Raw genomic sequence first — 20,282 nt, 5'->3', positions numbered from 1 at the left:
TAGCCAAAGCTAATACACGACAATTATCTGCTCGATGAAAATGAGATTAAATACATTTTTAATATTTTTATAGAAATCTATTAGTATAGATTTTGTATGCTGTTCTAATGGCTATTTTTAAATGCTTAATACTCCTCTTCATTATTTCTTGCACACATCTACCTACCAAGCAATATCCTATTAACATAGACAATTATAAGCACGATTATCCGTTGCAACAATATAACACCTCTTTGGAGATTAATGAACCGGCAATACCAGAAATTATGCCTTTACCAATAGAGTTTCCCGATCTCACAATCAGTAATCAGCTTATTTCTATTAATGTTAGTGAAGAAGTATCAGTAAAGGATTTGCTGATTGAGATAGGAAAACTTTCTGACGTTAACTTGGATATGGACCCAAAAATATCAGGTAATATTATTTTAAAGCTAAAAGATAAGGATATAAACGAAGTAATTCAGAGTATAGCAAATAGCGCCAAACTGCGTTACTCAACAAGTAATGGTGTAATTAGAATTGAGCAGGACTTGCCATACGCACAAAATTATTACGTAGACTTCATCAATATTCAACATTCTGCTCAAAGCAGTCTCGTCATTAATAACAATATTACTAACAGTGATGGAAGTAACGTTGATAGGGACTATAACAATGTTATGAAGTCTCAATACAGTAGTGACTTATGGAATTCATTAGAAAAAGGCTTGAATGCAATAATGGATGTTAACGGGGTGGATGATGGCGAATTCCTTTCATCCAACAGAGAAGCTGGTGTTATTATTTTGAATGCTAGAAAAGATATCCACAAAGCTGTTGAAGAATATATTAATAAGGTTAAGAAGTTAGCGTCTTCTCAAGTAATGATAGAGGCAAAAATAGTTGAAGTTGTGCTAGATGACAAATACCTTTCTGGTATGAACTTAAATGACTTACAAGATGGAACTAAGTCTATAATAAATCAAGATAACTCCATTATTAACCTAGCAATGAACTTTGGTGCAAATGATCTAGGAGATTTAGTAAAAAATTTAGACAAATTTGGCACTTCAACTGTAATTTCAAGCCCCAGAGTACATGCTATAAATAATCAGCAAGCGATGATTTCATTTACTAAAAACCATATTTATTTTACCTCCGATATACAAAAAGATACTAGAAACTCTAATCAGACCTTAATTACCAAGATGAATAGCGTCCCAATAGGTGTTGTGCTAATAATCCACCCAAGCATTAACATTGATACTAGTGAAATATTCATGGATATACATCCAACTTTATCAAGAATTAACGGCTACACTAAAGATCCAGATATAGAGTACGTCGCACAGCAGAGTAAAATGAAATTAAATAGCGACATTCCAATTGTTGAAATCAGAGAAATGAACTCTATGTTAAAAATTAAGAGCGGTGAAATTATGGTAATCGGCGGGCTTATAGAACATAGAGAAGATAAGCAAAGCTTATTGCATCAGAAATCAAAAAGGCTAGCGAATAATATTAGAACAGTAGAAACTGTCATTTTTTTAAAAGCAACAATCGTACCAACATTTGGTTTGTTAGATAGAAAAGATAAGAATTTATATATATATTAAATTATCACTAAAAATTAAATATCAAACCAACTTCAATATTGTGAGTAGATATGTCATCTGCAACAGGTATCGGAACGCTAAAGTAACGATAGCCGAGAAAGGTTTTGATTTCTGGGATTATTGAATAATCAACACCAAGTTTTATTTGATAAGCAAACCAAGGAACATTCAGTGGCATTGAATTTTGGGGTGACCCATTAATCCTTTTTAATCTAAAAACTGTTGGTCCCATACCAAGACCGATGTACGGAGCAAACTGTGTATCCTGAACGCTGGGATTATAATAGAAGTTTAACAAAAACGCAAATATACTTGCTGATTTATCAAATACCGGAGGAGAATTACTATCTTCAATATTGGCTATAGAATACGCGGCTTCAAAATCAATTTTACCATTTTCTCTAGCATAGTAACCTAAAGACATGCTGCTAAACCACTGGAAATCAATTTTACCATCAAATTGCTGTATACTTTTAATTTCATCTGCCACTATATTTTTTATTGTAAAACCATAATGACTTTCAACTAAAGTTAGGACTCTCTCCCCTATTGCCTTTATACCCTTTACAAATATTTCTGAATTATCATGGTATACCTTACCACCGTTAGCGCTAACATAAAAATCAAGTTTTTTTGATTTTTCTTTTGTAGGCTCAGCTTGATCTGCAATACGTGACCACATATTTTTCTGATCAGCTACTTGGAAAACAGAAGGTGGACTACTTTCAAGTTCTTGATATTTTATTGGTATTTCTTTTGCAGTAACCTCCTCAGAACGTATCACACTTTCATCATTGTCTGTTTCTAATTTTAAGGGTTGTACTTGCTCAATGTGTGTACTATTACTAATATAAGTAATAAAAAAATAGACACATGGAATGAAAATTAAAAATAAAGCAATAGATATTTTAGTTATCACAAATGAACCCATAATTATCATTTATAGTATAACTACTATATCATATATTTCTTTAATGTACAAAAAATTAAGGTAAGATACTTCCGATTAGATAATTATTTTCCACTCCTTTAACATTAACTTTCACAATACTCTTGGCTTGAGCTTTTGGTTCAAGCTTTACTAATGCAAAATTTTCTGTTCTACCGATATGATTTTGCTCAACCAGAACGCTTTGCTCGGTGCTGAGCAAAGATTGATAAAAACTGCTCATCATTTCCTTATTCACCTCTCTTAGGTGCTTTACCCGTTCTTTACGTACATTTTCTGGTATTTGCGGCATCCGTGCAGCAGGTGTATTTTTCCGCTCTGAATATGGAAAAGCATGTAGGTAAACTACATTTATTTTTTTTAGTAGATCAACCGTATCCTGAAACATTTCATCAGTTTCTGTTGGAAATCCAGCAATAATATCAGCGCCAAATGCCATATTAGGCCTCAAGCTCTTCATTTTATGACAAAATTCTATCACTTGTTCTCTGTTGTGACGACGCTTCATTCTCTTTAGTATTAAATTATTACCAGATTGTAGACTCAAATGTAAATGAGGCATAAGTCTTGACTCATTAGCTATTAAATCCATTAATTCGTCGTCAACTTCAGCAACATCGATAGAGGAAAGTCTTAGCCTCTTCAACTCTGGTATATCCTTTAAAACTCTCCTAATCATTGAACCAAGTGATGGCTTACCCAACAAATCTGTACCAAAGTCAGTAATATCAACCCCTGTAAACACTACTTCTTGATATCCATTTTCTACAAAGATCCTGATTTGCTCTATAATACTGTTTATTGGCACAGATCGATTATTCCCTCTTGCCTCAGTAATTGAACAAAATGTGCAGCTATGATTACAACCATTTTGAATTTCAATAAATGCCCTTGACTTATCTTCAAATCCATTAATTAGAACAGGTTCTACTTGGTTATCACTGACCAAGATTTTATCGTCATTTAGTAAGTAATTTTCAGCTTTTAGCTTATCTTGATTACCGAGCACTTTACTTACACCAGGAATGCTACTGTAAACTTCTGGATCCAACTGAACAGCACAACCAACTACGATAATTTCTTTATTTGGATCATTTTTGTAAATCTTACGTATCTTTTGCTTTACCTGACGTTCTGCTTCGTTTGTCACTGCACAGCTATGCACCACAACAACATTTTCTCTCTTTGCTTTTTTTAATGCTTCTTTGATTAACTCGCTCTCGTAAAAATTTAGACGACAACCAAATGTTATCACTTCATTCATGTTAGTATTTTTTGCTTTAATAGACCTAAATTATATCAAATATCCAAGCAAAGTCTCTTGCATGACTATTTTTTTGTAAATAAATGCTATGCAAGCAGCAGACACTGGGATCTCAACGATTTTCACTCAGACACAGTATCACTCCTTTGCTTATTATAGTCTTTTGACCTTTTTAAGATACAATCCGGATTGGATACTGAGTTGGTGAGTATAAAAGTATAGCTTCTACGTCATACCGCTGCGGTATCTCTTAGCCGTTAACAAGTAGCGGGATGACGATTGTCGGTGAATCTAAGTTACCTTAGCTACATTTCTAGCTGTAACTATAAATGTATGGATTTTTTATCGTGCCATGTTACAATTAACGTCTTGCTAAAAATTAAATATTAATGAACGAACTAAGGAAGTTAAGTATTACACAAATGCATGACGGGCTCAGAAAAAGGAATTTTTCTGCCGTTGAACTTGTAAAGGCGCACATTAGCGCGATTGAAAATGAGAAATTAAATGCATTTATAACAAAAACCCCAGAGATAGCAATGAAAGCTGCTAAAGCTGCAGATGAATGTTTCTCTAGGCAAAAGGATGATTTAATCTCACCGCTCATGGGTGTACCAGTTGGCATCAAAGATCTATTCTGTACAAAAGGAATAAAAACAACAGCATGCTCAAGAATGCTGGAAAATTTCGTTCCGACTTATGAATCTACAGTATCTGACTTGCTTTTAAAAAGTGGAGCAGCCATGCTCGGTAAGCTTAATATGGATGAATTTGCTATGGGTTCTGCGAACACAAACAGCTATTTTGGCCCTGTTGAAAATGTGTGGATTAGAAAAAGTGATGGGGAAAAAGTTGTTCCTGGTGGATCATCTGGTGGATCTGCAGCATCGGTGGCTGGATTTTTATGCGCTGGAGCACTAGGGAGTGACACCGGTGGATCTGTGCGCCAACCAGCAGCTTATTGTGGAGTGGTTGGAATAAAGCCAACTTATGGAAGGTGCTCGCGTTTTGGTATGATTGCATTTGCGAGTTCTCTAGATCAAGCAGGAGTCATTACTCGTTCTGTCTCTGATTCAGCATTAATGCTGGAAGCAATTTGTGGCTATGATACAAAAGATTCAATATCAAGCGAAAAGCCAGTGCCTAAATTTTCTAGCTTTATAAATGGTGATGTCAAGGGTAAGCGTATTGGTATACCAAAAGAATATAGGATGGATGGAATTTCAGAGGAAATAGTCCATAATTGGGAGAAAGTTGCTTCCTATTTAAAAGAAAATGGCGCTGAAGTTGTTGACGTTACTCTGCCACATACTAAATATGCAATACCAGTCTATTATTTAATTTGTTCTGCTGAAACTTCATCCAATCTTGCTCGTTATGACGGTGTGCGTTATGGGTTCAGGGTTGATGCTGATACCCTTGAAGAAATGTATTCACTAACAAGAGCAGAAGGTTTCGGTAAAGAGGTGAAAAGAAGAATTTTAATTGGCGCTTATGCGCTTTCCTCAGGTCATTACAATGAATATTACGAAAAAGCACAGTGTATCAGGGCGTTAATCAGAAATGATTTTATAAAAGCGTTTGAAAAAATAGATTACATACTTGTGCCATCTGCTCCAACAGAAGCTTTTGGCTTAAATGAAAAGCCAGATCCGCTAATTATGTGCATCAATGATGTGTTTACTGTGCCGGCGAGTCTGGCAGGATTGCCTGCTATTTCTGTTCCTGTTGGGCTCTCCAATGAGGGTTTACCACTTGCCTTGCAAGTGATTGGAAATTATTATGATGAAGCTGGAATATTAAATGTGGCAAGTGTGATAGAGCAAAATTGCGGCAGAATAATTAGACCTCTTGCATAATCTATTTTTTGATAGTAATTTTTGCATTAAAATTTGCTTACGCTCCTCAACGTACTCTATGGTTCCATTTTTAGATGAATAGCAAAAACAGGGTATATTAATCTGTTTACAAAATTTTCGTGTAACAGTTCACACTTAATTAAACCATACGCGTCAAGTTAAGGAAATAAAGGTATGAAAAATAGATTCAAGAAAAATAATAGATATAGGGATTGGTTTAATTTTTGTTACAGTGATTCAGTAAAGTCTGGATGCATTATTTTGGAAAATATTGTTGATGGATATTGCAGCAGAGCAAGAGAAAACGAAAAGAGCGGAATGCTTGAGTTGTTTAGAATAACTGCACAATTTGTGTTAGATTTTTTGAACGTTGCATATAATTTTTCAAGATTCAATCAATTTCCTAAGGAACATTGACAATTTTAAGCTAATTTGTATCCTCAATAAGTATTTTTTAAAATGCTATGAAAAGTAAAGAACATGATTTTCATTTAGTGGATCCAAGCCCTTGGCCAATTGCTGTATCAGCAGCAATTCTTATTCTTGCACTTGGATTAGTTGGCGCGCTTCATAAACAAATTGTCGGAATGTTTTGTTTAGTTTTGGGAATCTCCGCAGTATCAGGGGTGCTGTTTTATTGGTGGAGAGATGTAATAAGGGAGGCCATTTATGACAAATGTCACACTGCCATTGTAAAACATGGACTCAAATTTGCAATGTACTTGTTTATTCTCTCGGAGGTCATATTTTTTATAGTGTTCTTTTGTTCATTCTTTAAAGCCTGGCTTGATCCAGTTTTTTTATTTGAGGCGTTTTCTCCTGCAAAAAAAGTTGAATGGCCCCCTGAGGGAATTTTGCCACCTGATCCGTGGTCACTACCATTCATGAATACATTAATATTATTGCTTTCTGGTACAACAATTACTTGGGCAAATCACTCTTTACTTAAAAATGATAAAAAGAGCATGATTAAAATGCTGTCCATAACTATATTGCTTGGAGTTTTTTTTATAATAGTGCAAGCAATAGAGTATCATGAAGCGAGTTTTTCTCTACAAGAAACAGGAGAAAAGCTTATTTATACATCCAATTTTTATATGATTACCGGCTTTCACTGCGCACACGTTATAATAGGAATAATATTTTTATCAGTGTGTTTATTTAGAGCACGGAAAGGCCAATTTACACTTCAGGACCATTTGTGCTTTGAGTTTGCCTCCTGGTATTGGCACTTTGTAGATGTAGTCTGGATATTTTTATTTTTGTTTGTCTATTGGTTAAGCGTTTATTAAGTGGTTAAAATAATAGGTCTAGATCCAGGAATAAGCAAGACTGGGTGGGCCATTATCAGCCTGAACGAAAAAAATAATATTGAATTTTTGGGCGGCGGTACCATATCAACTGATGGTAAATTGGGTACAGGTGAACGCCTACATATAATTTTTGAACAATTAAAGAAAGTAATTTCCCTATACTCTCCGAATGAAGCTGCGGTGGAGAAAATTTTTGTTAATAAAAATCCTAAATCTTCACTAACTTTAGGATATGCAAGAGGGGTTGTAATTTTAGCGTTAAAAATAACAAAGCTAACTATGAATGAATATGATGCAAACTATGTAAAAAAAAGCATTACCGGAAATGGCCATGCTGATAAGGATCAGATTATATTTATGGTGAAGCAAATAGTTAAAAATTTGAGTATAAAATGCCACCATGCTGCTGACGCTCTTGCTGTAGCAATTTGTCATGCTTATACGAAAGGTTCTTGTTTTGTTGAGTAACTTTTATATGGGATTCAGTTTGAAGATTTCCAGATCTGGAAAAACTATTTGATTGTATTTATCTTGTCTAACGTTCGTTGCAAAATAATACATGCGGAGATTTTATCATCTATTTTTTTCGATTTTGTGATTGATATTCCAGTAATTTTTAGTGTATGAGTTGCGATAGATGTTGAGAAGCTTTCGTCTTGTAAGTATATATTTACTTTATATTTTTTTATTATTTTATTTGTGAATTGGATTATAGTTTTACACCATTTAGTTTCTTGCTCGTCCATTTTTAATGGTAGTCCTATTACCATTGATCCAGATTCATTTTCTTTGAATATTCTATGCAGATAACCTAAATCTTTGCTCATATTTTTTCTGTGATATATGCTATGAGCTGTGGCTATGAGCTGTGTTTTATCGCTAAATGCTATGCCTATTTGCTTTTCTCCCATGTCAAGGCACATTATGCGCTTATCTTTTGGAATAGACTTTAGAAACTCATCTGGATTTCTATGTAGCATCTATTAGACTTCCTTTAAAGTGACCTTACCAAAAAAGTGGAGAGAAAGTTAAGAAAATTTTTTACAAAAAGAATAATGAATCAAATTGCTCAGGAATGCAATAGACTTCTTGCATAACCCAAACTAAGTAGAAAAAAGGTATCATCTAAGTAGCTGACACTGGTTTCCATCCAAAAGGGCAGTGCCCCTATGATGTCATTCCAGTGCCCAGACACTGGAATCCAGGAAAAAGAATGGTGTCATCCAAGTAGCTGACACTGGGATGGCTTTGTTGCATCGCTACTTATGAAAGGCTAACTATAGTTAGGATTATGAGTAACCTATTGAAAATCTTGTTTTTTTTGCAATCAATCTGATCAAATTTAAGAATAGTAATTTGTTATTTATATTAATAAATTTAATTCTATTGAAAATAGCTAAAGCATTGAAATTCTTGAATTTTAGCCGGATTAGTGAGTGGTAGTGAAATTTCTTTTACTCAAATTTAGGTATTCACTGACCGTTCTTGTTATAAATACCAGAATAATAAGCTACTGATATTCCCTATCTTTTTTATCTTTAATCCATCATAGCTAGCGATGCAACAAAGCCCACTGGGATCCAGAAGACTTAATTTCAACCAAATAATAAAGGCTGGATCCCAGTGCTTGGCACTGGAATGACAGCAATCCTACGTCATACCGCAATTCATTCGCGGTATCTCGGCCGTTAACAAGTAGCGGGATGACGGTTATCGTTTAGCTATAAATATTAAGAAATTTACCAAATAAAAAAAAGGCAAAAGAAGCCCCGTGGTTGGCTAATTACTTACATTATACTTTCAAGTATGGCGTTTTTTTATTCTAAACACTTAATAACCGCGATTCAGTTGCTTTTAAACCGAAACTAATCTAAATTATAAACGTTAAGAAATTTACTAAACAGAAAAAAAAGGCAAAAGAAACCCTAGGGTAGCTAGTTATTCACTATCCATTTTTTAAGTTGGCGTTTTTTTATGTTTTAAACGCTTTATAAGCGCGTTTCAGCTTATGTAGGTAGAAGTTTTATAAAGACATAAGGTGCACATAGTGCAAAAAATTAAACATGAGACGCCAGATACGTGAGTTTTTTGTCATTTAATCTGTACAGAGAAGATAAATAAATAGCCTCAATTTTATGATAAGAGGGCTGGCGAAGCTTGTCAAGTAATCTTTTGCATTTAACCCGTTTCTATGGGTAAAACAATCTGCATACCACTTAGCTAACATGAGTTTTGTTTTGACTTTTTGTGCTAATTTTGCAGAATATTAAGATTATCATTTAAATAAAATACATGACGAAAGAGGATTGGGAAGCGGTAATTGGGCTTGAGGTACACGCTCAAGTTTCTTCTAATACGAAGCTATTTTCTAGCTCATCAACGGAATTTGGTGCTGAGCATAACACTCAAGTTTCTCTAGTTGATGCGGCAATGCCAGGTACGCTGCCAATACTAAATTATTACTGCATAGAGCAAGCAATACGCACTGGTCTTGCACTTTCTGCAGAAATTAATAAGTGTTCTTACTTTGATCGGAAAAATTATTTTTATCCTGATTTACCGCAAGGTTACCAGATAACTCAGTTTTTTGAGCCGATAGTTAAAAACGGTAGAGTATTTATCAACGACAATGAAAAAGAAATAAGAATTGCGAGAATTCATTTAGAGCAAGATGCAGGAAAGAGCGTTCATGGGGAAAGCAGAACTTATGTAGAGTTAAATCGTGCAGGGGTTGCCTTAATGGAAATTGTTTCAGAGCCAGATCTCCGTTCATCTGCGGAAGCTGCAGAATGCATGAAAAAATTGAGGCAGATTTTGCGTTACATTGGTTCGTGTGATGGTGATATGGAAAAGGGATCACTTCGTTGTGATGCAAATGTTTCTGTCCGCCTAAAAGGCAGTAGTACATTTGGCACTCGTTGTGAGATAAAAAATCTGAACTCGATACGTTATATTGTGCAAGCTATAGACTATGAAATACAAAGACAAATTGAAATTTTAGAAAGTGGAGAAGAAATAAGTCAAGATACCTTATTATTTGATGTTGCTTTGGGAAAAACAAAAGTGATGAGAAGCAAAGAGGATGCAAGCGACTATAGATACTTCCCTGAGCCTGATTTATTACCTGTTGAGGTAAGCCAGGATAAAATCGATTCTATTAAATCATCTTTACCCGAGTTACCAGATCAAAAAAAGCTGCGATACATTGAGGAATTGGGTATCAACGAATACGATGCAAACGTCATTACCTCCGATAAAGCAATTGCTGATTATTTTGAGGAATTGATAAAAAAACATGATTCAAAGCTCGCCGTTACCTGGTTAACCGTAGAGCTTTTTGGTCGTTTGAATAAAGTAGGTATTGATATTGTGAGCTCCCCAATCAAAGCCAATGCCCTGTCCGAACTCTTAGATTTTATCGTTGATGGAACAATCTCTGCTAAACTTGGCAAGCAGGTATTCGATAGTATGTTTGAAACTGGCAAACCTGCATCTTTAATTATAGAAGAGCAAGACCTAAAACAAATAACCGATAGAGGTCAAATATCAGGAGTTATCGACACAATCGTCAATAACAACCAAGATAAAGTTCAAGAATACAAAAGCGGTAAAACAAAGTTATACGGATTCTTTGTCGGCGAAGTTATGAAACTTACCAAAGGAAAAGCCAGCCCTGATGTGGTGAATTCAATTTTGAGTGAGAGATTAGAGTGAGGTGCCTGTAAGATTATCCTGCCCGGCGGTTAAGCGCACCTTTCATGGTATTATGTATCAAGCGAGATGGCTAATGCTGTTTCCTAAACATGCAGTAGATAGAGAGTATTCTTTCCGCCTATTCACAGAGAAAAAAATCAGCTAAGGATTTTGATGATATTGTTCTTCGGTATGAACAAGATGGGAAAATAGTACATAGATTCATACAAGTCAAGCACAGGCAGGGTAGGCACAAAAAGATCAGCATAGGTGACTTATTAACACCGGGAAAGAATGGTGCGTTTGGCTTAATAAAATATCTCATTGCTTATTTAAAGATCAAAAGTAGTGGAGAGTTTGAGGGTGAAATAGAGGATTTTGTCATTATTACAAATGATGATTTTGATTCCGCGGATTCGACATCGCATCCAGTAAGAAAGCTGAGAATGATGTCGAGTGGGAAGAATAAAGGAAAGGAAATTTCAGTCATAAGAATAGACACACAAGATGAGTTTCTGGATGTAGGTGATGGTATAAGATATAAATTTGATGATAGCATTATCTCATATTTGCAGGAGAATAAGAATTTTATAAAGCGTGAGGTAGGTAGAGAAGTCAGCGATAAAGAAATAGAAGACTTTTTAAATAAATTAGTATTTGCAGTCAATTTGCCAAGCGGAACTGAACTTAGTGAAATTATTAAGAGTGAATTGGGCAAGGAATTCAGCAATACTGATGCAAGTCACTTCTACAGCCGTTACCAGGAAGAAGTGCTGATTTTGCTGGAAAAAGAAGAAGAGGAGTTTCTATCATATGAGAAAGCAAAAGCTCTTCTTGAAAGAATAAGAGAGGAAATTTTAGGGGCGGTTTGGTTTGGCATAATAGAGCCAGTGGCATCTTTTACTGGTAGAGGCAGAGTGTTAACAGCTCTGCATAATATGCTACAAAGAAGTGCAAAAAAACAAGCGGTGATATCGCAGGTTGCCTCTATTAGCGGTCTTGGAGGAGTAGGTAAAAGTGAGTTGGCTAGGAAATATACTTACAAATATGGAAAGGATTATTATGTTAATGCTATCTGGATAGATGTTGAAAGCACTGAAACTATGAAAAATTCTTTCCTGGATTTAGCTAATAATAGATTAGGCATTCCTACCAGAGATAGGCACGAAAGGGACAAGACGATAGAAAACATTGTTAGAGAAGTATATGCTTTTTTTTGCAAGAAGGGGAAGGAGAAGCCTGTTCATTTTTGATAATGCTGAGGGATATGAAGACATTAAAAGGTTTTTACCTTCATCTTTACACCCTAGACATAAAAAACCTTACATTTTAATTACTTCTCGTAATAAAGATTGGAGAATAGCAGAAGACGAGGAAAAAATAAAAACAATACAGCTAGGTGTATTCAAAAAAACGGAGGCTATAAGGTTTGTCAAGAGGGCTTTAAATATAAAAGATAATTTACAAGATGAAGAAATAAAAAAACTAACAGAGGAGTTACAATATTTCCCACTAGCTTTGGGGCAAGCAATTGCATATATAAATGAAAGCAACATTGTATTAAGTCGCAGAGGTGAAGAAAGAGTTGGGGTTAGTGACTACCTAAAAAGGTATGAAAAAGAAGCAGAGAAACTGCTCGACTTTGAGTCTAAATATAAAAGTGACCGTTATACTAAAACAACATTCATAGCTTGGAAAATTACGATTGATGCTATAGCAAAAAGAGAATGTGGGCCAGAAGCATTGAAGATTCTAGAAGTAATGGCTTATCTTGCTCCTGACAAGATTCATATAGAAGAAGTCTTTTCAAAGTTAATAGCAGAGGATAAGGAAAAGTTATGGAAGGCTGTTGAGCTACTCGATAGATATTCAATAATTGACTTAAAAAAAGGAGTGGCAAACATTCACAGACTAGTGCAGAAAGTAACTGAGTTGAATTTACAAAAGGCAGTCCGGGAAGAAGAAGTTCTTAGAAAAGCTCTGGAATTGATAAATAGTGGTGATATAGCAATCAGTCACATTGTGTCTATTTGGGAATATGCAAGTAAATATGGTAAGTTGATTGATGATTTTTACTTTAACTCATCTTGTATACATAGGAAACCATTTTTTATAAAGAAAAGTACTCCTTTGCACTTGCTTGCTGCAAGTGGTGATTTTAAAGCAATTAAGGCTATACTCACACATATATCAACACATTTCCCAGGTAAATTGATAATGGCTGTTAATGTTGAAAATAATTCTGGTCACGCTCCATTACACTTTGCTGTTTATAATGGAAGATTAGATGTAGTAAAGTACCTTGTTAGTAAAGGTGCTGACATTAGTGCTAAGAGCAAAGACGGCAGTACTCTGTTGCACTATGCTGCTCAGGATGGAAGCTTGAATGTAGTAGAATACTTGATAGATGAAAAGGGTACAGACATTAACATAAAAGATAATGACGGTACAACTCCTCTACACTCGGTTGCTTATCTAGGCTACTTAGCTGTAGTGAAAAAGTTTATAGAGAAAGGAGCTGATATTAATTCTAGGGATATTTATTATAAAACACCTCTGCATTTAGCTGCTAGTAATAGTGATTTAGATGTAGTAGAACATCTTGTAAACAAAGGCGCTAATGTCAATGCTATGGATAAAGATGGCTTGACTCCATTACACTGTGCTGTTTTTCGTGAAAATTTGGAAATAGTAGAATACCTTGCCGAAAAAGGTGTTAATACCAAGAACAAAGATGACGATACGCCACTACACTTTGCTGCCGTAATGGGAAAAGTTGCTGTGGCAAAAATACTGCTAAAACACAACGCCGATGTTAACGCTAAAAATAATGAAGGAAAAACAGCATTGTATTATGCAGCTAATAATAATCACCAAGAGCTTGTGGAATTGCTTTTAGCTCATGGTGCATCCTATGACTACTGAATTTTGCATTTAATTTATAGCTCCGCTTCTATCAGGGCATAGGATGACAGAAGTGGGCTTTAATGGCTGTAGTACTATAGCTGTTATACTCCAAAAGTAAGTATTAGATATAACAAATAGAAGAAATTAGATAGAATGATTAAAGGGGCAAGGATATAAAGGTTTAACTTGAAATAACCTGATAAAATTTGAATCACACTTCCAAGTGCTGGCACCCATGAAAGTAATGCAACTGCACAAATCAGTAGATTTCTTACGATTTTTGGTGTTTTATGCTCGTTCTCTAGTTTGTGGTATGATTTTTGTATAGAGATTGTTATTCTACCTAAGTACCAGTTAACTATTCCACCAAGGCTTGATCCTGGTACTCCAAAAAATAACATCAGTAGTGGAGTGTAATACGACCTGAAATAAAGCATCGTATTGAACACAAAACCTTGATGTATGGGTAAAACTAACGACGATACTAGACTATCTGTGAATAACAGAAAGTAATTTTCCATATGAGTTTACCAGGTTGTTGTACCATCTTCATTGTCAGAAATTGTAATCCCCATTTGTTTCAACTGATTTCTTATTTTGTCTGCAGTATCGTAATTTTTATTTTTTTTTGCAATTTTTCTTAAGTCTATCAACCTTTCTATTTCTTGATGATTTACATCCACAGCAAACCACTTTTCATAACTTGACTCAAGAAGACCAATAAATCTGGCACTCTTAACAAAACTCTCAGTTAATTTAAGCTTTTCACTTTCATTACTCATTTTGTTAATTTTTGCAGCCATTTCATGTAATATAGCTAGAGCTTCAGGAATGTTTAAGTCGTTTTTTAAAGCGTCTATAAAATCTTTAGAAATCTCTGCGTTACTTTCATCAATATTTATTGTATCTAAACCACGTAATAACCGATAAAATTTGTTTAAGGTTTCCTGTGCATCAGAAATAACGTTTTCTGTCCAATCAAGTGGTTTTCTGTAGTGAGTTTTGAGCAGTGCATAACGTATTACTTCACCCTTTATTCCACTATCAAGCAAATCTCTTACTTTGATTATATTAAATAAGGACTTGCTCATTTTTTCTTCATTTACTGTAAGAAAGCCGTTATGTATCCAGTATTTTGCAAACATTGATCCAGCAAATGCAGACTTACTCTGTGCAATTTCATTTTCATGGTGAGGAAATTGTAAATCTATGCCGCCACCATGAATATCAAAATCTTTGCCAAGATAAGCATATGACATTGCTGAGCATTCTATATGCCATCCAGGCCTGCCCTCTCCCCATGGGCTATTCCAATAACTTGAAAGTTTGTAGTCAATATCATTTGCAGGCTTCCACAGCACAAAATCTCCCGGGTGCTTTTTATTTTCATTAACTTCAACTCTGCTACCTGGAACCAATTCATCAGTTTTTTTTCCTGATAAAGCACCATATTCATGGTAAGATTCTATATTAAAATACACGTGTTTGTCAGATTCATAAGCGTGGCCTGATTGCAGCAAATGTTCAATTAATTTTATAATATAATCTACGTTTTCCGTTGCTTTTGGTTCGTATGTTGGTTTTTTACAATTTATGCTTTCCATATCATCATGAAAAGCTTTAATGTAATATGTGGTTATACTTTCTATGTTGCTATTTTTTTCACTTGCTGCATTAATTATCTTATCATCAATGTCGGTTATGTTACGCACATAGGTAACTTTGCCATAACAAAACTTAAGTAGCTGAAATAACACATCATACACAACAACAGACCGTGCATTGCCTATATGTGCTGTGTCATATACTGTTGGTCCGCAAACATACATTTTCACATGATCTTTATCGATAGGTGTAAAAAGCTCCTTTTTTTTTGTTAAGGTGTTGTAAAGCCTAACCATATACGAAGCTTTTGAGAAAAGAAAATGCCCCAATGATAAGTTGTGGCCCTTTGACTACTACAACAAGAGTAAGCAATAACCCACACAATGATATTAGAACTCCCAATATGGATAGAAACCCATCTTTACTCATGATACCAAGCGAAATAAGAGTCGTACCAATTGCAGGAATGAAGTTAGTAAGAGGTAGTGGAAGAGCTATTGATAACGCACAAAGCAGCATTATAAAAGCTAAAATTTTTTCACCGGGCCCATAGAAAATAAAAGACATTCTCGGTCTCATGAACTTTTCTATTTTTTTTAATGCTGGAGAAGTTTTCTCTACCACAAAAGCTAGTGTTGAACGCTGAAAAGACCTTCTTTCCAACCAATGCGGCATCCAAGGAGAATCAAACCCAAATAGAAGCTGCAGTGAGAATAAGATTAAAGGTATAGAAAGAATAGTTGTATAACCAGGTGGAACCGGTATAGGCACCGATAGCGGCAAGGAGAAGATGATTATTAAAATACCAAAACCACGCTCATGCAAAGCTGTTTTAATGTTAAACAAAGTTACTTTATCGCTATCATTGTTATTGGTATCTGCAACTTCTTTTAGAATATCAGAAGCTAGTTTTTTATCTTTAGTTAGTTTCTCACTTTTTTGCACAATTATCCTTTAATAAAATATTCCTCTTAAGCTAACATAGTTGTTGCTGTATTTCAATATTTGTTATTTATTTCATACCAACACTTCATCTCTTTCATTCTTTAACCTGACTAAGTTTTTAAACAGATGACATGCACTAAGGTGCGTGTCACGAAGTATGAGGACGCTAACGATCTGGTTCATTAGACGATAATTTTTCTGAGTCCTTAAGCTCCTGTTTAAGGTTTTTGATGCCTTTTCCTAAATCACCCATAACTTGCGGTAATCTGCCTGCACCAAACAGAACTAAAATTATTATTAAGACTAGAAACAATTGCCATGGTCCTAAACTCATTTTCACCTCCATTTAAAATATTGACCTTTAAATATTAAAACTTGACTGAAGTCAAGTAACACATAGATTATATCACCTTTATTTAATTATAAATCAAGGTTTTTTAATTATTTTATAACAATCCCAAACTAGATTATTTTCTTGCAGCGAATAAGTGGAAACTTTTCGCTTAACTGTAGAGTAGAAGAGAGCTCACTAAAAAACTTTGCTAGCGTATCATCTTTAGGCTTATGGTATATATCGCTAGAAACTCCTGATTGAATAATTTTACCATTTTTCATTACGTAGATAAAATCTGCAACTTTCAATGCTTCTTGCGGGTCATGAGTTACCATTAGCACAGGGATATTTTTACTTCTGAAAAGGGACAATATATGTTGTCTTATTCGGCACTTGAGCAGTATATCTAAATTAGAAAATGGTTCATCTAACAACACAACATCAGGGTTTTGTGCCATCACTCTTGCTATTGCAACTAATTGTTGCTGTCCTCCAGATAAGGCGTTAGGGTACATATTTTCATATTTTTCTATATTGAGTAACTTCAAGATTTCCAATGCAATTAGGTGCTTTTCTCTCTTGGAAGAGCTGCGGATAGCAAAGGTTATATTTTCTACTACTGTTTTATGAGGAAATAATGCAGAATGCTGAAAAATCAATCCGATATTTCTATGCTCTATAGCGACTGATGCCTTATTACTTGCAACTAACCTATCATTTATAAAAATAGTTCCAGATTTTGGATTTTCTATCCCCGCAATTAATTTCAAAATTGTTGACTTGCCACAGCCAGAATGCCCCAATAAACATGCAACATTTCCTTTCTTTACTTTAATGTTTATATTGCTTAAAGCAAAGTCGTTTTGATTGTTATAGAAATAACCAATATTGTTAACTAGCATTAATCTTACTTAAACCATGTTATTAAATATAATAGCATTATACTCAAGAAGTACAGAAATGTTTTTTGTCGTCATAAATTGGTTATGCAAGAAATCTAGAAAAGAAAGGATTTTTTGCTATAACTTTACATGAATGGTAGGAAACACGGGACTATAGCTCAGCAGGATAGAGCTTTGGACTCCTAATCCGAAGGTCGTGCGTTCGAATCGCACTAGTCCCACCACATTAAATTTTATGGAGATTTTTTTTCACAAATACGCACACCTTTTTTTGCGGTTTTAAGATATAAATTCCCTAATAATAAAACGGGTTTTGTGTCATTCCAGTACTCCTCTCTTATAATTCACGTATTTAAGAATGACTTCTGCTAAACCTTTACTAATTCCAGGTACGTTTTGAATTTCAGCCAGAGAAGCTTTGCTTATATTTTTCACTGAACCAAAATAAGACATCAACGCTTTTTTTCTTTTGTTGCCAATGCCGGGTATTTTGCTTAATTGTGAAACTATAAACTGTTTATCGCGTTTTTTTCTATGTGAAGTTATCGCAAAACGGTGGGCTTCATTACGCAACGATTGTAAGTAAAGCATGACTTTGCTGTCATTTGCCAGACTGAATTCTTCCCTGCCCAGCATATAAAATCTTTCATTTCCTGCGTTACGATCAGGACCTTTTGCCATACAAGCAAAAGGAACGTTTATATTCAATACTTCCAGTACATTCTGTACTATGGAAACATGTCCTGGTCCACCATCAATCAGTAAAAATCAGGTATTATGCCTTTTATATTGCCGGAGAAACGTCTGGTTAGCACTTCCCTCATCATTTTATAGTCATCGCCTGAAAATTTTTCCTTTATAGTAAATTTTCTGTACTCACTTTTTAAAAAACCCTCCTGCCCTGCAACAACCATTACACCAATTTGTTGGTTTCCAAATATATGGCTATTGTCATAAACCTCAATACGCTTTGGAATGTTTGGTAACAAGAAGATTTTGCTAAGCTCTTCAAGCTTTTCTAGGTTATTTCTATAATCGATAAGCTTCTGCTCTAAGCTATGCTGAGAGTTATCATAAACAAATTTCAATAAATCACGCTCTTTTTTATTCTTTGCATGCAGAACTTTTACTGGCTTTTGAGCAACCTTATATAGTGCTTGTTCTATAATTTCCTTATCCACAATAGAATCTGGAACGTAAATTTGTATTGGAGGTATGTTAGCTGAATTATAAAAATTGACCAAAAAGGTGGATAAAATTTCATCATTTGAGTGATCACCACAGTTCTCGGCAAAGTAAGGAGTGCTGCCGTAGTTGTCTTTATTTCTGAACGATAACACACTAATACATGCTAGATCCTCTTCACGTACAATACTGAAGAAATCTGCATCTTTTTCAAAAGAAAAATCCGTGTGCTGTATTTGAATTTGCTCAAGAAACTTTACCCGATCTCTATATATAGCAGCAAGCTCATAGTTTTCTTCACTGCTGCACTTTCTCATTGTGAAAAGTAACTGTTCTTTCACTTCCTTATTTCTTCCAAGCAATGTATTTCGTGCCTGTTTTACTGATCATACGCGTCAAGTTAAGAGATTGTGAGCAAATTTAGAGAGGTTAAAGTGGATACTCTAGCCCTTCTACGTTTGTCTTTTAATGAAAATCGCGACCAAGTTATAGTGAGTTTTTTAAGAAATGCTTTTAAACTATTAATTTTGGTTAATACTAAAAATAACTCTCTAACCCGCCTTTTTAGCTCAATAAATGCCTTTGTTAAGCTAAGTTCTGTATTCTTTTTCACTTCTGTGCAACCAACTATGCCGTGAAATATAAGAATTGCGCACAATTTAGCATATAGTTCACATAATACTCTGCATGGCTTTCCTTTTAGCTTATCAAGCCTGGTATGGCTTTTATACAATTTAAATAATAACTCAATTTGCCACCTTACTCTGTAAATCGTTAATACTTGCTCAGCACTAATTTTATTTTCTGGAACATTAGTTATAAATATTGACCAGTTCAACAATTTTTGATTTCTTTTAGAGGATGTATATCCCTGCGATCTTGCTAATCTATTAGCTTTCCTTCTTCTGGCCATATTCAGTTAGTTTCTGACATATAATTCTTACTCTAATTTTTGCTTCTTTTCCTAACAATACCTCGTTTTCTAAAAATAACTTATCCTCTAAACATTCTAATAACTCCATTTTTTGATTTGTTTCTACATCATATATGTCGGTATCAACGACTTATGAAATAAGCTCCTATTTCATTGATTTGTTTAAAAGAACTTGGCACAAAATAACCGAGATCAGATATTAGCAAATCATTGCTTAATATATTACTTAAATGTTTCCTATATCCCTGGTCTGATCTTACCCCCTCCGTTAAATTAAGTTGGTCTATTATCTGATTCATGTAGTCGAAAACTAATTGTAACTTTATTCCAGACTTAGTATTGCTTTCATAGCCACTGTAGCTAGTACCATAACCTTTATACATCTCTTCCATACTGTTAGGTATAGCTACTGTCCAATAATTTAACACTATTAAATTGCTGTAAGATTTTGCAACCAACTTGCAAGATATTTTTAAAGAGAATCACAGATTCATTATACATCCTTTTCATAAATTCCACTGCTTCTTCAGTAAATCTAAACTTGTTTTGTTATATCTATCGAGTCCTCGTTTAGTAATTGAAACATTGTTTCTACGCTACAATTATCAACTCCTATATTACCCAAGACCATGGCTTTTACGAATGATGAACCTTTTAGCTTTCTCTTTCTTTTTATAAACCTTGTTGTAATTGAGATTTTCTCTGCTTTTTCATTAAAAAATTCTTTGAGCTTTTTTGATAAGCAAGTTATTTTATTCATTGGTTCTCTCACTAAAAGTATATCTGGGAGAACTTAT

General features: G+C 34.5%; 16 protein-coding genes, 1 tRNA gene and 2 pseudogenes. 9 read left to right on the top strand and 10 right to left on the bottom strand.

The window, feature by feature from the left end; genetic code table 11:
• The first annotated feature begins 107 nt into the window (after positions 1 to 107).
• Entirely contained in the window at positions 108 to 1,595 is a 1,488-nt protein-coding gene (locus tag ACEL90_RS03790; protein ID WP_423348688.1) for a type II secretion system protein GspD, read from the top strand.
• A gap of 7 nt (positions 1,596 to 1,602) precedes the next feature.
• Here ACEL90_RS03790 and ACEL90_RS03785 read toward each other — a convergent pair whose 3' ends face one another.
• Together ACEL90_RS03785 and mtaB are read right to left on the bottom strand one after the other, a co-directional pair.
• Positions 1,603 to 2,514: an outer membrane protein gene (locus ACEL90_RS03785; protein ID WP_423349294.1), complete on the bottom strand. Its 912-nt coding sequence runs from the start codon at positions 2,512 to 2,514 to the stop codon at positions 1,603 to 1,605.
• A gap of 67 nt (positions 2,515 to 2,581) precedes the next feature.
• Complete coding sequence (gene mtaB, locus ACEL90_RS03780) at positions 2,582 to 3,808, bottom strand: tRNA (N(6)-L-threonylcarbamoyladenosine(37)-C(2))-methylthiotransferase MtaB (protein ID WP_423348687.1); 1,227 nt, start codon at positions 3,806 to 3,808, stop codon at positions 2,582 to 2,584.
• Between the two features lie 389 nt (positions 3,809 to 4,197).
• Between mtaB and gatA the strand changes: the two genes are divergently transcribed.
• From gatA to ruvC, 4 genes are all read left to right on the top strand, one after another.
• On the top strand, positions 4,198 to 5,667 hold the full coding sequence (gene gatA, locus ACEL90_RS03775; protein WP_423348686.1) for an Asp-tRNA(Asn)/Glu-tRNA(Gln) amidotransferase subunit GatA: 1,470 nt from the start codon (positions 4,198 to 4,200) through the stop codon (positions 5,665 to 5,667).
• Positions 5,668 to 5,841: 174 nt separating this feature from the next.
• Positions 5,842 to 6,084 (top strand): hypothetical protein, encoded by a 243-nt coding sequence (locus ACEL90_RS03770; protein ID WP_423348685.1) that lies wholly within the window; start codon positions 5,842 to 5,844, stop codon positions 6,082 to 6,084.
• Between the two features lie 47 nt (positions 6,085 to 6,131).
• On the top strand, positions 6,132 to 6,959 hold the full coding sequence (locus ACEL90_RS03765) for a cytochrome c oxidase subunit 3 (protein ID WP_423348684.1): 828 nt from the start codon (positions 6,132 to 6,134) through the stop codon (positions 6,957 to 6,959).
• Positions 6,960 to 7,448: a crossover junction endodeoxyribonuclease RuvC gene (gene ruvC / locus ACEL90_RS03760; RefSeq protein ID WP_038199503.1), complete on the top strand. Its 489-nt coding sequence runs from the start codon at positions 6,960 to 6,962 to the stop codon at positions 7,446 to 7,448.
• Between the two features lie 44 nt (positions 7,449 to 7,492).
• On the opposite strand, the gene ruvX is transcribed toward ruvC, so the two are convergent.
• Positions 7,493 to 7,960, bottom strand: a complete 468-nt coding sequence (gene ruvX, locus ACEL90_RS03755; RefSeq protein ID WP_423348683.1) for a Holliday junction resolvase RuvX — start codon at positions 7,958 to 7,960, stop codon at positions 7,493 to 7,495.
• Positions 7,961 to 9,272: 1,312 nt separating this feature from the next.
• On the opposite strand from ruvX, the gene gatB reads away from it, so the two are divergent.
• From gatB to ACEL90_RS03740, 3 genes are all read left to right on the top strand, one after another.
• Positions 9,273 to 10,694, top strand: coding sequence for an Asp-tRNA(Asn)/Glu-tRNA(Gln) amidotransferase subunit GatB (gatB, locus tag ACEL90_RS03750; protein ID WP_423348682.1), 1,422 nt, complete (start codon positions 9,273 to 9,275; stop codon positions 10,692 to 10,694).
• A 425-nt stretch (positions 10,695 to 11,119) separates the two neighbouring features.
• Entirely contained in the window at positions 11,120 to 11,926 is an 807-nt protein-coding gene (locus ACEL90_RS03745; protein WP_423348681.1) for a hypothetical protein, read from the top strand.
• Positions 11,880 to 13,598: an ankyrin repeat domain-containing protein gene (locus ACEL90_RS03740; RefSeq protein WP_423348680.1), complete on the top strand. Its 1,719-nt coding sequence runs from the start codon at positions 11,880 to 11,882 to the stop codon at positions 13,596 to 13,598. Before ACEL90_RS03745 ends, ACEL90_RS03740 begins: the two co-directional genes overlap by 47 nt.
• An 83-nt stretch (positions 13,599 to 13,681) precedes the next feature.
• Here the strand turns inward: ACEL90_RS03740 and ACEL90_RS03735 are convergent, their stop codons facing one another.
• From ACEL90_RS03735 to ACEL90_RS03715, 5 genes are all read right to left on the bottom strand, one after another.
• Positions 13,682 to 14,101, bottom strand: a complete 420-nt coding sequence (locus tag ACEL90_RS03735; RefSeq protein WP_423348679.1) for a YqaA family protein — start codon at positions 14,099 to 14,101, stop codon at positions 13,682 to 13,684.
• Positions 14,102 to 14,107: 6 nt separating this feature from the next.
• A complete protein-coding gene (gene cysS / locus ACEL90_RS03730; RefSeq protein WP_423348678.1) occupies positions 14,108 to 15,481 on the bottom strand; it encodes a cysteine--tRNA ligase in 1,374 nt (457 codons plus the stop codon).
• On the bottom strand, positions 15,474 to 16,130 hold the full coding sequence (locus ACEL90_RS03725) for an exopolysaccharide biosynthesis protein (protein ID WP_423348677.1): 657 nt from the start codon (positions 16,128 to 16,130) through the stop codon (positions 15,474 to 15,476). The genes cysS and ACEL90_RS03725 overlap by 8 nt, the downstream gene beginning before the upstream one ends.
• A gap of 166 nt (positions 16,131 to 16,296) precedes the next feature.
• Positions 16,297 to 16,464, bottom strand: coding sequence for a twin-arginine translocase TatA (tatA, locus tag ACEL90_RS03720; RefSeq protein ID WP_006013840.1), 168 nt, complete (start codon positions 16,462 to 16,464; stop codon positions 16,297 to 16,299).
• 128 nt (positions 16,465 to 16,592) lie between these two features.
• Positions 16,593 to 17,366, bottom strand: a complete 774-nt coding sequence (locus tag ACEL90_RS03715; protein WP_006280146.1) for an ABC transporter ATP-binding protein — start codon at positions 17,364 to 17,366, stop codon at positions 16,593 to 16,595.
• A gap of 147 nt (positions 17,367 to 17,513) precedes the next feature.
• Between ACEL90_RS03715 and ACEL90_RS03710 the strand changes: the two genes are divergently transcribed.
• Positions 17,514 to 17,590 (top strand) — tRNA-Arg (locus ACEL90_RS03710).
• Positions 17,591 to 17,684: 94 nt separating this feature from the next.
• Here ACEL90_RS03710 and uvrC read toward each other — a convergent pair.
• Together uvrC and ACEL90_RS03700 are read right to left on the bottom strand one after the other, a co-directional pair.
• Positions 17,685 to 18,937: pseudogene (uvrC, locus tag ACEL90_RS03705) on the bottom strand (excinuclease ABC subunit UvrC); the annotation flags it as partial.
• Positions 18,938 to 18,951: 14 nt separating this feature from the next.
• Positions 18,952 to 20,245, bottom strand: a pseudogene (locus ACEL90_RS03700) (IS4 family transposase).
• Positions 20,246 to 20,282: the final 37 nt, after the last annotated feature.

This window comes from Wolbachia sp. wLmal, assembly GCF_049435495.1.
GTDB lineage: Bacteria > Pseudomonadota > Alphaproteobacteria > Rickettsiales > Anaplasmataceae > Wolbachia > Wolbachia pipientis.
The sequence above is the reverse complement of the archived record's forward strand: the minus strand, read 5'-3'. Positions and strand labels throughout refer to the sequence as shown.

Bases quoted from the DNA above. Each gene is read 5' to 3' on its own strand.
- ACEL90_RS03740 (WP_423348680.1), top strand. From the start codon at position 11,880: ATGCTTTTTTTTGCAAGAAGGGGAAGGAGAAGCCTGTTCATTTTTGAT.
- cysS (WP_423348678.1), bottom strand. From the start codon at position 15,481: ATGGTTAGGCTTTACAACACCTTAACAAAAAAAAAGGAGCTTTTTACA.
- gatA (WP_423348686.1), top strand. From the start codon at position 4,198: ATGAACGAACTAAGGAAGTTAAGTATTACACAAATGCATGACGGGCTC.
- ACEL90_RS03735 (WP_423348679.1), bottom strand. From the start codon at position 14,101: ATGGAAAATTACTTTCTGTTATTCACAGATAGTCTAGTATCGTCGTTA.
- ACEL90_RS03790 (WP_423348688.1), top strand. From the start codon at position 108: ATGGCTATTTTTAAATGCTTAATACTCCTCTTCATTATTTCTTGCACA.
- tatA (WP_006013840.1), bottom strand. From the start codon at position 16,464: ATGAGTTTAGGACCATGGCAATTGTTTCTAGTCTTAATAATAATTTTA.
- ACEL90_RS03770 (WP_423348685.1), top strand. From the start codon at position 5,842: ATGAAAAATAGATTCAAGAAAAATAATAGATATAGGGATTGGTTTAAT.
- mtaB (WP_423348687.1), bottom strand. From the start codon at position 3,808: ATGAATGAAGTGATAACATTTGGTTGTCGTCTAAATTTTTACGAGAGC.
- ruvX (WP_423348683.1), bottom strand. From the start codon at position 7,960: ATGCTACATAGAAATCCAGATGAGTTTCTAAAGTCTATTCCAAAAGAT.
- ACEL90_RS03715 (WP_006280146.1), bottom strand. From the start codon at position 17,366: ATGCTAGTTAACAATATTGGTTATTTCTATAACAATCAAAACGACTTT.
- gatB (WP_423348682.1), top strand. From the start codon at position 9,273: ATGACGAAAGAGGATTGGGAAGCGGTAATTGGGCTTGAGGTACACGCT.
- ACEL90_RS03765 (WP_423348684.1), top strand. From the start codon at position 6,132: ATGAAAAGTAAAGAACATGATTTTCATTTAGTGGATCCAAGCCCTTGG.
- ACEL90_RS03745 (WP_423348681.1), top strand. From the start codon at position 11,120: ATGATGTCGAGTGGGAAGAATAAAGGAAAGGAAATTTCAGTCATAAGA.